Source organism: Anaerostipes sp., assembly GCF_018381315.1.
Taxonomy (GTDB): domain Bacteria; phylum Bacillota; class Clostridia; order Lachnospirales; family Lachnospiraceae; genus Anaerostipes.
Map to the genome: position 1 here is coordinate 201,550 of NZ_JAGZSD010000005.1, position 13,388 is coordinate 214,937.

At 40.9% G+C, this 13,388-nt stretch carries 13 protein-coding genes; all 13 read right to left on the reverse strand.

The window, feature by feature from the left end:
- Positions 1–5: 5 nt before the first annotated feature.
- On the reverse strand, positions 6–563 hold the full coding sequence (locus KH180_RS05960) for an ANTAR domain-containing response regulator (RefSeq protein WP_290757757.1): 558 nt from the start codon (positions 561–563) through the stop codon (positions 6–8).
- 33 nt (positions 564–596) lie between these two features.
- Positions 597–1,928: a type I glutamate--ammonia ligase gene (gene glnA, locus KH180_RS05965; protein ID WP_290757759.1), complete on the reverse strand. Its 1,332-nt coding sequence runs from the start codon at positions 1,926–1,928 to the stop codon at positions 597–599.
- Between the two features lie 294 nt (positions 1,929–2,222).
- Positions 2,223–5,423, reverse strand: coding sequence for a carbamoyl-phosphate synthase large subunit (gene carB, locus KH180_RS05970; RefSeq protein ID WP_290757762.1), 3,201 nt, complete (start codon positions 5,421–5,423; stop codon positions 2,223–2,225).
- Complete coding sequence (locus KH180_RS05975; RefSeq protein WP_290757766.1) at positions 5,416–6,495, reverse strand: carbamoyl phosphate synthase small subunit; 1,080 nt, start codon at positions 6,493–6,495, stop codon at positions 5,416–5,418. Before KH180_RS05975 ends, carB begins: the two co-directional genes overlap by 8 nt.
- A gap of 182 nt (positions 6,496–6,677) precedes the next feature.
- Positions 6,678–7,286 (reverse strand): epoxyqueuosine reductase QueH, encoded by a 609-nt coding sequence (locus KH180_RS05980; RefSeq protein ID WP_290757768.1) that lies wholly within the window; start codon positions 7,284–7,286, stop codon positions 6,678–6,680.
- Positions 7,287–7,393: 107 nt separating this feature from the next.
- Positions 7,394–7,705, reverse strand: a complete 312-nt coding sequence (locus tag KH180_RS05985; RefSeq protein WP_290757770.1) for a YbjQ family protein — start codon at positions 7,703–7,705, stop codon at positions 7,394–7,396.
- Entirely contained in the window at positions 7,686–7,907 is a 222-nt protein-coding gene (locus KH180_RS05990) for a hypothetical protein (RefSeq protein WP_290757773.1), read from the reverse strand. Before KH180_RS05990 ends, KH180_RS05985 begins: the two co-directional genes overlap by 20 nt.
- A 165-nt stretch (positions 7,908–8,072) precedes the next feature.
- Positions 8,073–9,038, reverse strand: a complete 966-nt coding sequence (locus tag KH180_RS05995) for an LptM family lipoprotein (RefSeq protein ID WP_290757776.1) — start codon at positions 9,036–9,038, stop codon at positions 8,073–8,075.
- 142 nt (positions 9,039–9,180) lie between these two features.
- Entirely contained in the window at positions 9,181–9,525 is a 345-nt protein-coding gene (locus KH180_RS06000) for a hypothetical protein (RefSeq protein ID WP_290757779.1), read from the reverse strand.
- A 172-nt stretch (positions 9,526–9,697) separates the two neighbouring features.
- A complete protein-coding gene (locus KH180_RS06005; protein WP_290757781.1) occupies positions 9,698–11,245 on the reverse strand; it encodes a hypothetical protein in 1,548 nt (515 codons plus the stop codon).
- A gap of 12 nt (positions 11,246–11,257) precedes the next feature.
- A complete protein-coding gene (gene cmr6 / locus KH180_RS06010) occupies positions 11,258–12,151 on the reverse strand; it encodes a type III-B CRISPR module RAMP protein Cmr6 (protein ID WP_290757783.1) in 894 nt (297 codons plus the stop codon).
- The gene (locus KH180_RS06015) at positions 12,135–12,587 is read right to left on the reverse strand and encodes a type III-B CRISPR module-associated protein Cmr5 (RefSeq protein ID WP_290757786.1); all 453 of its coding nucleotides are present in this window, start codon (positions 12,585–12,587) and stop codon (positions 12,135–12,137) included. Before KH180_RS06015 ends, cmr6 begins: the two co-directional genes overlap by 17 nt.
- Positions 12,580–13,383: a type III-B CRISPR module RAMP protein Cmr4 gene (cmr4, locus tag KH180_RS06020; protein WP_290757788.1), complete on the reverse strand. Its 804-nt coding sequence runs from the start codon at positions 13,381–13,383 to the stop codon at positions 12,580–12,582. Before cmr4 ends, KH180_RS06015 begins: the two co-directional genes overlap by 8 nt.
- Positions 13,384–13,388: the final 5 nt, after the last annotated feature.

The window sequence follows — 13,388 nt, forward strand, 5'->3', positions numbered from 1 at the left end:
AATAATTAGTATGTATATGAATCCCGGATCAATTTTGCCGTCTCAATCAGCCCCACCCCGCTGTTCATACTGCGGCGCTGGATATACTCATGGGCTTCCTGTTCGGTAATCCGGTTATTTTTCATCAGCAGCGCTTTCACTTCTTCTATGATCTCCAGTTCTTCCCTGGTGCGCTGTCTCGGCTTATGCTGTTTTTCCTTTTGTTTGGCCAGTATAGACTCTACCGTCTCTCTCATTTTTTCCATGAGAAGCTGAGGTTTTAACGGCATAGGCAGATATTCCATTCCCTGGAAATCAAAAAATTCCAGGTTTGTCTGGGGAGCCAGAACGATCATTTTAAATCCATCCGGGAGATATTCTCTCAGTTCACTGCAGACCATATCTGCAAACTTATAGCCGCAGACTATCAGACCGTCTTCCAGGCTTTCTGCCCGCTGCATGATCTGGGCCCCTGTGACACAGGCAGCCGTCACTTCAAATCCGTTTCTCACAAGCAGGTTGCGGATGCTCCTTGCCTGTTCCTGTTTTGGGAAAAGAACAAAAATATTAACCAAGCTTCCCACCTCCCCGTATGAATGACGTCTGCCTCCTGCCGGTTAAATCTTATACAAATACTCATCAATTTCCCACTGAGAGACAATCTTTTGATAGGATTCCCATTCTCCCTGTTTCGCATCCAGATACCGGTCAAAAATATGATGTCCAAGCACATCTTTCATAAACTGGCTGTCTTTGAACAGATCCAGTGCCTCTTTCATATCTCTCGGAAGAGATCCGATGCCGGCCTGAAGCTTTGCGCGTTCTGTGACTTCGTACTGATTCTCTGTGGATGCCTTACCCGGCTGCAGTTTGTTTTCCAAACCGTCAATTCCCGCTGCCAGGCTGACTGCCAGCGCCAGATAAGGATTGGCCGCTGAATCCGGACTTCTGAATTCCAGTCTTGTACCGCTTCCTCTGGCGGTCGGTACACGGATCAGCGGACTCCTGTTGGCCGGAGACCAGGATATATCGACCGGAGCTTCGTAACCCGGTACGATCCTCTTATAGGAGTTAACCAAAGGATTGGTGATCAGCGACATCTCCGGTGCATGTTTCATAAGACCCGCCATAAAATGATACGCTTCGTCACTTAAGCCCAAATCACCTCTGGAATCTGCAAAGATATTCTGTCCTTCACTCCAGAGAGACATGTTAAGGTGCATCCCGGAACCGTCCACACCGGATATGGGTTTTGGCATAAAGCTTGCGTAAAGGCCGTGGCGTTTGGCAATATACTTTACAACAAACTTGAATGTCAGAATATTGTCAGCCGTGCGGAGTGCATTGTCATATTTGAAATCAATCTCGTGCTGGGCAGGTGCCACCTCATGGTGGGATGCCTCGATCTCAAATCCCATGTTCTCCAGGTTTAAGATCATGTCCCGACGGGCTGCCTCTCCCAGGTCAAGAGGCGCCACATCAAAATAACCTGCCTTCTCATGAGTCAGCGTAGTAGGGCATCCTTCCTCATCTGTATGGAATAAGAAAAACTCACACTCTGGCCCTACGTTAAAGTTATATCCAAGCTTTTTGCTCTTTCTGAGCACTTTTTTCAGGATGTAGCGGGAATCCCCGATAAATGGAAGCCCGTCCTGCCCATACACATCACAGACCAGCCTTGCAACCTTTCCGCTTTGGGAATGCCAGGGGAATATAAGGAAGCTGTCCAAATCAGGATACAAATACATATCAGATTCTTCAATCCTCACAAAGCCGTCAACAGAAGATCCATCAAACATACACTTATTGTCCAGCGCCTTTTCCAGCTGTCTTGCTGTGATCGCCACATTTTTCAGCGTCCCAAACACGTCGGAGAACTGCAGCCGGATAAACTGTACATCATTTTCTCTGACCAGATCTATGACGTCTTGCTTCGTATATCGGTCCATATCATCACTCCTCTTTTCTTTTTAGATATCTGGCATGAATCTCAGCCAGCAGTTAGTTATGATAATTTTATCAAGTAACATTTTTATTGTCAATCTGCGGGCATCCTGCACGGAACAAAAAGAATCCGCTTGCGGGATTCTCCGCCTGCGGCGGGTCGCTTTGGCGACATGATTCCTTATCGCCGCAGTGCGATCCTCGCGGAGCGTTTTTTATTGCATAGGGGATTCTGAAGGAATCCCCTATGCAATAAAAAAGGGTACCTTTAATAGACTTAAAGGTACCCCGTTGTACGTTTAAATTTGTGCGATGTCCACAACTGACAAGTTTTCTCTGCTTCCTGATTCCAGGCTGGTCAGCAGTGCATCTGCTGTATCAAGGCTGGTCAGGCAGGTCACACCGGTTTCGATCGCATACCGGCGGATCAGGAATCCGTCCTTGCTGCGCCCTACTCCCTGAGAAGGTGTGTCTATGATCAAATCTATTTTATCATCTAAAATCAAATCAAGCAAGTTCGGCGATTCTTCCTCAAGCTTATTGATCGGATGGGCAGGCACTCCATTTTCATTCAAAACCCTGCATGTGCTCCTTGTGGAAAAGATTTCATATCCGAGATTTGCAAATCTTCTTCCGATGTCCACTGCATCAATCTTATCAGAATCCTTTACCGTAAGAATCATCTTCTTGTACTTCGGAAGATTGATTCCAGCTCCCAGGAACGCTTTATAAAGCGCTTCGTTGTAATTCTTGGAGACACCAAGGCATTCTCCTGTAGACTTCATCTCCGGTCCAAGGCTGACCTCTGCCCCGCGCAGTTTTTCAAAAGAGAATACCGGCTTTTTGATTGCATAATACTCAGATTCATCCTGAAGCCCCGGTTTATATTCCAGATTTTTGATCTTAGCTCCGGAGATCACTTTGGCTGCCAGATCTACGATCGGAATTCCCGTCACCTTGCTGATATAAGGAACCGTCCGGCTGGAGCGGGGATTTACCTCGATCACATACACTTCCTCATCACATACGATGAACTGAATATTTATCAGTCCAACGACATTCAGTGATTTTGCAAGCTTTCTTGTATACTCTGCAATGACACGTTTAACCTTTTCACTCAGGTTGATGGATGGATAGACAGAAATACTGTCACCGGAATGAATGCCGGCACGCTCGATGTGTTCCATGATTCCAGGAATAATGATCTCTTCCCCGTCACACACTGCATCGACCTCAACTTCCCGTCCTACTAAATATTTGTCGACCAAAATCGGATGTTCCTGGGTCTGCCGGTTGATAATCTCGATAAAAGAAATAATATCTTCATCGGAGACCGCAATCTGCATTCCCTGTCCTCCAAGCACATAGGAAGGTCTCACCAGAACCGGATATCCCAGTTCATGGGCCGCCTTTAATGCTTCTTCACAGGTAAATACAGTTGTTCCTTTTGGCCTTGGAATACAGCACTCTTCAAGAATCTCGTCAAATAATTCTCTGTCCTCTGCGGCATCAACATTTTCAGCGCTTGTGCCCAGAATCGGAACTCCCATCTCCATCAGTGCCTGTGTCAGTTTAATTGCTGTCTGTCCGCCGAACTGTACAACTGCTCCGTCCGGTTTTTCCAGATCCACAATACTTTCCACATCTTCCGCGGTAAGCGGCTCGAAATACAGTTTATCTGCCACATCAAAGTCTGTGGATACAGTCTCTGGGTTATTATTTACAATAATCGTTTCATATCCGGCATCTCTCAAAGCCCATACGCTGTGCACAGAGCAGTAGTCAAACTCAATTCCCTGTCCGATACGGATCGGACCGGAGCCCAATACCATAACCTTTTTCTTTTTGCTCAGTTCCTCTACTTCGTTTTCACTTCCATAGATAGAGTAATAATACGGAGTGCTGGCTTCAAACTCGGCAGCGCAGGTATCTACCATCTTATAAGCTGCATGAAGACCAAACTGATTTCTCAGTTCTTTGATCTCTTTTGCTGTTTTTCCTGTCAGCTTTCCGATGACAGAATCTGGGAACTCTAAACGCTTAGCTTCTGCAAGAAGCTCTTTATCTAATTCTCCTGCTGCTTCCAGTTTCTTCTCCATCTCTACCAGAACGGCGATCTTATCTAAGAACCACCGGTCAATCTTGGTAATATTAAAGATGGTGTCATAGTCAAATCCTCTGCGGATTGCCTCTGCAATCACATAGATTCTTAAATCATCAATCTTTTCTAATTCTTTTGTCAATTCTTCATCTGACATTTCTCCATAGCTGCCGAAAATCAGGCTGTCTACATTCTGTTCCAGAGAACGGATAGCCTTCATCAATGCACCTTCAAAGTTGTTGCAGATACTCATGACCTCTCCGGTTGCTTTCATCTGAGTGGTCAGAGTTCTCTTTGCATGGATAAATTTATCAAACGGAAGACGCGGCATTTTCACAACACAGTAATCCAGCATCGGCTCAAAACTTGCATATGTCTTTCCTGTGATGGCATTTGGAATCTCATCCAAATTGTATCCCACAGCAATCTTTGCTGTCACCTTTGCAATCGGATATCCTGTCGCTTTGGATGCCAACGCAGATGAACGGCTGACGCGGGGATTTACCTCAATAACACAGTACTCAAAACTATCAGGATTTAATGCGAACTGGACATTACATCCCCCGTTTACTTTCAGTTCTGTGATAATGTTCAGTGCAGAAGTTCTCAGCATCTGGTATTCTTTATCCCCCAATGTCTGTGAAGGGGCAACTACGATACTGTCACCTGTATGGACACCGACCGGATCAATATTTTCCATATTACATACGGTAATGCAGGTGCCGTTGGCATCACGCATCACTTCATATTCAACTTCTTTCCATCCGCCGATGTAGCGCTCTACCAGAACTTCCCCAACACGGCTCAGTCTGAGCCCGTTTTCCAGAATTACTTCCAGCTCTTCTCTGTCATGGGCAATTCCTCCGCCGCTTCCGCCTAAAGTATAGGCCGGACGGCAGACTACCGGATAACCGATCTCTTCTGCAAACTCAGCGCCTGCCGGTATGTCTGTGACAACTTTTCCGGCTGCAATCGGTTCTCCGATCTTTTCCATAGTGTCTTTGAATTCCTGGCGGTCCTCTGCTTTTTTAATGGTTGTGGAAGATGTACCGATCAGACGCACACCGCTTCTCTCAAGGTATCCGCTTTCTTCCAGCTCCATTGCCAGATTCAGTGCAGCCTGTCCTCCCAATGTCGGGAGAATGCTGTCCGGCTTTTCCTTCTCTACAATCTTTTCCACTACTTCTGCAGTCAGCGGTTCAATATAAACTTTATCTGCAATGTCCTTATCGGTCATGATCGTAGCCGGATTGGAATTCACCAAAACAACTTCGATCCCTTCTTCCTGAAGAGCACGGCAGGCCTGGGTTCCCGCATAGTCAAACTCTGCTGCCTGTCCGATAATAATCGGTCCGGAACCAATGACTAATACTTTTTTAATACTTTCAATCCTAGGCATTTTTTGCTCCTTTCATCATTTCAATAAATTCGTCAAACAAGTAAGCGGTATCTACCGGCCCCGGGCTGGCTTCCGGATGGAACTGAACAGTCCGGACATTTTTGCCTTTGTAGCGGAGTCCCTCAATACTTTTGTCATTGACATTGATAAATGAAATCTCTGCCAGATTCTTTGGAACGCTCTCTTTCTTGATGACATATCCATGGTTTTGTGAAGATATATAAACACGTCCTGTAGCCAAATCCTTTACCGGGTGATTGCCGCCGCGGTGCCCGAAACGCATCTTTCTTGTATCTGCCCCATTGGCAAGAGCCATCAGCTGATGCCCCAGACAGATTGCAAAGATCGGCACATCACTGTCATATAATTTTTTGATTTCTTCTATAATGGACACACATTCTTTCGGATCCCCAGGTCCGTTGGATAACATAATTCCGTCCGGCTGATCCCCGAGGATCTCTTCTGCTGCAGTAAATGCCGGATATACAGTAACATCACACCCTCTTTTATTCAGAGATTTTGCAATGTTGTTTTTGGTACCCAAATCTAACAGGGCTACTTTCAGTCCTTCGCCCGGAAAATGCTCTTTTTCTTTTCTTGTCACAGTCTTAACTGCATCTTTTACCTGATACCCTTTCAGTTTTGGAAGAATCTCGTTCAAATCATAATCCGGATTTGTTGTGATCATTCCTCCCATACAGCCTTCTTCTCTCAAAATTTTAGTAATCGCTCTGGTATCTACTCCCTGGATTCCGGGAATATCATTGGCGATCAGATATGCTTCTAAATCCTGCTCGCTTCTGAAATTGCTTGAAGTTCTGGATAATTCCCTTACAATAAAAGCTGAATGCCATGGTTTTACAGATTCTGCATCTTCAAGACATACGCCGTAATTTCCAATCAGCGGATATGTCATGACAACTCCCTGTCCCTGATAGGACGGGTCTGTAAGCACCTCTAAATAACCTGTCATCGATGTATTGAATACAACTTCGCAGATCACTTCTTTTTTGGCACCGAAACTTTTTCCTTTAAACACTTGCCCATCTTCCAAAATCAAAAATGCGTCCATGAGTCTGTTTCCTCCTTAAAAATGTGCATAAAAAAAATATATCCAAAAATAAAAATCACGAATCCAAGCATTGAGGTGCAGACGCAGTTCAATGCAATATGTGGTATTATTTTAGATATATCTCTCTACAAATTGTAAAAATTTTATCACAAATAAAAACCTTTTGCAAGGGTTTTTGACAATTAATTTTCGTTTTTCGAAAAAATACAGCCGCAAAAACTTTGCCTGTATAAACCAAACTTTTGTGATAACTCCACTGAACGTTTATAACCGTTTTTCTTTTTAAAGTCCGAGGGTAAAAACTTTACTTGATACTGCTCCTCTGACTCCTGTCCGATTTCATTGAGCCATTGGGCATTTTTCAGCGGACTGATGGTAAGCGTTGTCGTAAAATAATCACTTTCCAATTCCTTTGCCTTCCTGGCTGCCTCTGTAAGTCTCAGGCGGTAGCACTTCAGGCATCTCTTCCCGCCTTCCGGTTCCTTTTCATATCCCTTAACAGCCTGATAAAACTCTTCCGGACGAAACGTTTCTTTTATAAAAGAAACCTGGTTAGAAAGTCCCATCTCCGAAATCAAACGCTCCTGCTCCCTTGCTCTTTTTTCATATTCTTCTTTGGAGTCGATGTTGGGGTTAAAATAATACACTGTGATTTGAAAATACTTTGAGAGATATTCCAAAACATAACTGCTGCATGGGGCACAGCAGCTGTGCAGCAAAAGGGAAGGCCTCTGATCCTGAAGCCCTTCTATAATACAGTCTAACTTTTTTTGATAATTTTCCTTCATCATTTTCACTCCTGTTTCTTATTATACACGAAAATGACAGGATTTCAATTTATGACAGATGAATTTCAAAAAAATGGCATTGTCCGCTGTTCTGTGACAATGCCATTTTCCTATTTAAATTTAACTGCTGTTCCGTATGCCATGATTTCGGCAGCTCCGGCCATGACTTCAGCTGAGGCATAGCGGACACATACAACTGCGTCTGCCCCTAGCTTTTCCGCTTCCTCCACCATACGTTTTGTGGCAAGAGCTCGGGCCTCGTTCATCATTTCCGTATAGGCTTTCAGTTCACCGCCAACCAAATGTTTGAATCCCTGGGTAATATCGCGGCCTACATTTCTTGTCTGGATCGTATTGCCTTTTACCATTTCTAAAGTTTCTAATTCTTTTCCAGATATTGTTTCAGTAGTTACTAAGATCATCTTCCTCACCACTCCTTACTTCCTTAATGCGTTCAACGAGTACATAGACGGAGACGCCTGCCAGGCAAAGCGGGATGAGTCCAATCAGCAGACGGAGACCGACAGATAATGGAATTAAAACAAAAATCAGTCCAAAATAAAATACTAAAAATGCGATTGTGATAACCGTCACAATGATTGGGGCAATTAGCTTCTTCATCATGTGAGATGCGCCTCCTTTTTTGTATTAATATTATAGTACAATAATATAATAAACTATATGAAAAGTCAAATAAAAAATTTTACAGTTTAAACTTTTCCGGCATCAAAGCACCCCGTATTTTATACTCTGCGAGTGGATGTGTTCTGCACAATAAGGTATACTATTTTATTCCTGTATTATAAGTGTAGACAGAACGTTATCTAATTGATCTTCATATTTTTCGTCCTGATAAAAAGTCGTAAAATAAATAATCTTATCATCCAATGTCAAAAGGAAAATTTGACATTTCATATCTACATCTTCACTGTTCATATCAAATGTGACATACTTTCCTTTTATGTTGTTGACTGTTCTGTTTTGGATCTCTAAGCTTTTTTTGTTAATTTCGTTGCTAGATGAAATTTCCTGTATAAAACTGTTTAATGTTGCTTTATCGTTGATATCCTCTCCATCTGCATCAACACCTGCCGCTTGAAAAACTAGGACACCCTCTCCATTTTCCTCCAAATGAAAAGTAGTTTCATCACTCTCTGTTTGTTTCCAATTCTTCGGTATCCTATAAGTTAAGCCGGTTCCATCCACCTTGTATAACTTCGTGTCATCTTTCTTTTCTTCTACCTTTGCCTTTACAGAAGACATAATATCGTCAAATTTCTCCTTATATTTTGAATCTGTATAAAACATTGAGAAGGTTACAATTTTGGCCTCTCCTGCATTCGCAACAAATCCTTGGTATTTCATCTCTCCATTGTCATTTTCTGCATCAAAAGATATATACTGTCCTTTTAAACTATCGACTTCCTTACTCTCCGCTTTTAAATTATCCTTATAATATGGATTATTATTTTTTATACCTCCCAAATATTCATTCAAGGACTCCTCTGTATTAATATCTACTGCCGTTGGCATCTCAGTAACTTCTACCTGAAAAGTAACTACAATTTTTCCTCCGCTCTCTTTTTGAAAAACCCCTTTTGTTTCATCTGATTCTTTCCAGGATTCAGGAAGCTTATAGGTTATATCTGCTCCTTCTACTGTATGTTTTTTTGTTCCCTCCTTTTTTTTAGATCCACATCCTACCAGACTCATTGTTAATACAAGCGTAATTAATGCTAATAAAACTTTTTTCATTCTCTCTCTCCTTCTTTAAAATGAAATGTTATAAAGTTTTGTAAATAAGTTACACATTAATTATACCTTATCGTGCGCAAGCACGCTAGCCCGGAAGGGCATAAAATACGGGGGCCCTGTGGGTATACTTATATTTCCTCCTTTATTCAACAGTTTTCGCACGTATTTCTTTCCATATTTCTAAGCTGATTTTTACATCTTCTAACGCATTGTGCAGTTTTCTCTTTTCCTGTATGAGGTCTTCTCTCGGCGTTAACGGATCTATTCCTGCAGAGTAAAGCATACTGCTTAAATCCAGCATCGGATAGGGTGCTTTCCATTGCCTGGATTCTCTGTCAGTCTGCACACAACGCTGAAAGAGTCTGCATTCTACAGGAAACGGCACATCAGCGATACAATAACTGTTTTCATGATACTTCAGCCAGAACATCCAGAAGAATTCCAGAAGTTCTTCCTCAGTTCCAATTTCTTCGTACTCTCCGATCACCGGAATTACATTATCTCTGACCCACTGGGTTTGAATTTCCTCTTGTTTGAATTTTTTTCCAATATAAAGTGAATCAATTTCCCTCCCACTCTCGTCTGCAACAATTGCTGCTATGGTCAGAAAGGATCCATACAGTCCATCAGTCTCTGCATCTACAAAAAAATAATATATATCAACCCCTCCTCATTAAATATAATTCATACAGGATGAATCTCAGCGCTTTTTTTATCATTATCAAAATATCCGGAATATGAGGGCCTAAGCTTACAGCCAGAGCTAAAATACTGATAATAAGTGCCCAGCTGTTCCATCTGAATCCTTGGTTAATACTTGCAGCCTCATATGCAATATTCATCTGATCCATCAGCATTTGCTTTTCTTTATCAATATACAATGCCTCTGCTATCATATCATAAAGCTCTATCCCCTGTTCCTGGGATGTAACCTCAAAAAACTGCAGCTGATTCTGAAAAGCAATATAGTCTTCCTGTAAATTTGTCAGCTTTCTTGTTGCTTTGAAATGCAGAATAAATTTATGTCTTTTTAATTCGTTTGTAAAAGAGGCTATTTTCCGCTGAAACGATATGATTGAACTTCTCTGAGCAAGACAAAGCGTAACCATTTCTGTATAAATAATTAAAAACGGATTAATAACTGATCGATCTATTTTATGGTCAGATGTTGTAAGACAGAAAAATGAATGGTGGGTTACTCCATAAGCCGTCCCATACGAAAGCCAACGATCATACAGCTGTTTCTTTAAAATCTCATCTCTCATTCTCTCTGTAGGACATGAAATCTGATTATGACAATCTACAAAAATCAATTCATACAAATTCTGTCTAAACTGATCACAGCCTTTTGGATAGGTCCCTTCATTATCACTGCCGCAGACATTTTCTTTTTGAAGACATTTGGCAAAATAATCATCTCGCACCAGGCATGTTACATACATTCTATCATCTAATGCCGTAGCAAGATACCACTTCGTACTTGATTCAGATTTATTATCTGTAAATTTCTTTTCAGGCATTTTATAATTCAGTATATCAAGTATAAAAGATGCGATACAATTATAATTTGCATATTTTTGTTCGTGCAGAATCGTATGTGTTTTTCCAAACTTTTCTTTGAGATCAAAACTAAACGTTCCGATATTGCCAATAGATACAGAAAGAAAATCCGCACATAGCTCTGAGTCCAAAAATGGAGCTGTAATTCTTCTTCCATATTCGTTTATATCTTTTACTGCTTCAACGGAACAATACTTTCTATTTTCACATTCAAAGATCAAAATTCCAATGCCGGTATTAAAAATTTTCAACTTAATGGAGTACAAATCCAGTTTATATTCTTTTTCCAGAATCTTTTTATCACGTTCTACCGCTTTTTTTATCGTATAGCACGCCTGCTCCCTCACTTCTTTTGTACAGAACTGATAATTATGTACCACATCTGAATCATTCCCAAAAACAGCTTGACAGACAGGGGTATGAAAATATTGATATGTCTGATACAGCCACATACGGCTCTGTTCATCTTGTAAAACAGCTGTTGTATTTACATTTGAAAAATCTTTAATATCGGTCTTGTCCCAGTAATTACTGCTGTCAAAATAGGAAATGATGTCTTCTTGCTGTACTTTTCTTTCTTCTGTTCCTTCCCATATAAACGGAAAGTAAAATGTATGATAGCTGTATACTTCTTCTTTATGGCCCATATATACCTCATTTTATGCTCTTATTATAATTCCGTTTCCTAACTGCAGATCACCTTTTTTATTTTTTTTCACTTTCCCCTCAAAAAGCTTTTTACGGTTTTGTTCTTCCTTTGTTTTTTTAGAATTATCTAAAGATGGCGGTTCCACAATCCCGTAACCAAGATTAGTTTTTGCCCCAATACCTAATTCACATAGGAGATTCTGGTATAACTCCTTTCTATTTCTCTCAGAATTCTTGATTTTTCCATTCCCGCTGATCCGAATTCTAAATTCAAAAATAACATCAGGTCGCACTTTCAGCATTGTTGTAACCGCCTCCGGAGATTTAAAAATACTTTCTGCCGGATTTTTCTTATCAATATGAGGTGTAATATTATCAGTATCGATAAACTTCTGTTCCTTCTGTTCTGTGCCTACAATATAGGCGTCAAAAAATAGATCTTTTTCTTCAAAATCTTTCTTTGAATCAGGCTCAAATAAATTTTTTTCTAATTTCTGCAGGTTTTCCTTACTGTTTTCATATTCACCACCCAGCCACTTGCAGATCTCTTCCGGGAATTTTTGAAATGCTGACCGGATTATACCTTTTACCGCAGACCCGGGAATATATGGATAACCCGTAACATAGTCCATAGACATTCCCATTTGAATGTCTTCTTTTTCACCTTTGGTTCCATGTGCATTCCCGATTCCGATCAGCAGGCCAGGTGCACATGTTTTCAGTCTGAAAGAAACGATATCATCCATTTCCACCAGCTCATCATAACTGCTCACAGTATTCTCAAATTCCGATTGAATCAGCGCATTTTTGCAATTTTTCATATGATCTTCAGACTTTGTCTCATCCAGTAAGTATTTATAATATTCCACATCAAACAGATATTGAAGATTACTTCTCTTTTTCATCATTATCTCCTATCTCCGTCTCATCTTTTAATGGGTATAAATTCATTGCCAGCTTTAGAGCAATGGCAGCGTTGATAACTTCTTCCTTTAATCTCGCATATGTACTATGGTATGCTGCACTTTCACAGCCCTGCAGTTCATTCTTTATATACGCATAAAGAGATTGATTGGCGTCATTTATATCTTTTTGCCTATTAATAATCTTATAAATAGCTTTTAACAGCTTTGTCCGGTCTACCGCAGCATTACCCTTATCATTGTAGAATGCCACTGCAGATATAAGACTTCCCATGGAAATAGATGCTCCAAATGCTGCAATTTGAGATTTGTAACCCTTCAAAATCACTTTTTCCCCGCCGTCTTCTTTGACAATCCCCGCTTCATCCAGAATATCAAAAGCATAGGAAATCTCCTGATCTATAATTCGCTTATTCACTTAGATCCCCCCTCAAACGTAAAACTTTAGTATATCCGTATCCTATGGAGGCATTTCCTCCAAACTGTACAATCTTCCCATCTATTGCTGAGTTAAATGTTTCAAAATATTCAGAGTCATCCGGATATAATACCGTTAAATAAAACAAGCTTTCATGGGGTACGATCTGTTCATACCAAAGATTCTTAGACTTCCCGTTTTTCAGACAATTCCTTGCAAGTACCGGAAGATCAATATTTCGAAAGTTAGATGCAGAAGTAACAGCAAGATTCGTACGAAGTCCAAGTTCAGATGATAACACAGGCATATCATGCGACTCTTCAGCAGAATATCCTTCTATTTCTTTTATTTTAGATTCCTTGCCTACAATAAATCTCTCACCCTCCACATCTGTTTTTAATGTGACTAATTCATCCTTATTAAATCCAAATGTCTCTAGATGTTCCGCAAAAGATTGAAGAATTTCATTTGTCGTCACCATGGCAAAGGATACATCACCGTCCGACACTCTCATAGGCCTTGCCAGCATCTGTGCCTCCAGAAATTTAAAATTTCCTTCTTTTACTTCTGTCCCGCCATATTCGTTGCCAAATATAAATTCGATTGTATTTTTATTTATGCTTTTTTGTGTTTTAAAGTATTGTAGTATCGAGCCTTTTACTCCGGAGGAATAGATGGCCGGATTCCCCGTAACCACATCCTTTTCAACCTCATTATCTATAATATTGTAACTTTCTTCTCCATTTCCAACATGCATATTGGTCAAACATTTTAATAAATATACCGCTGCCTTCATTTCTC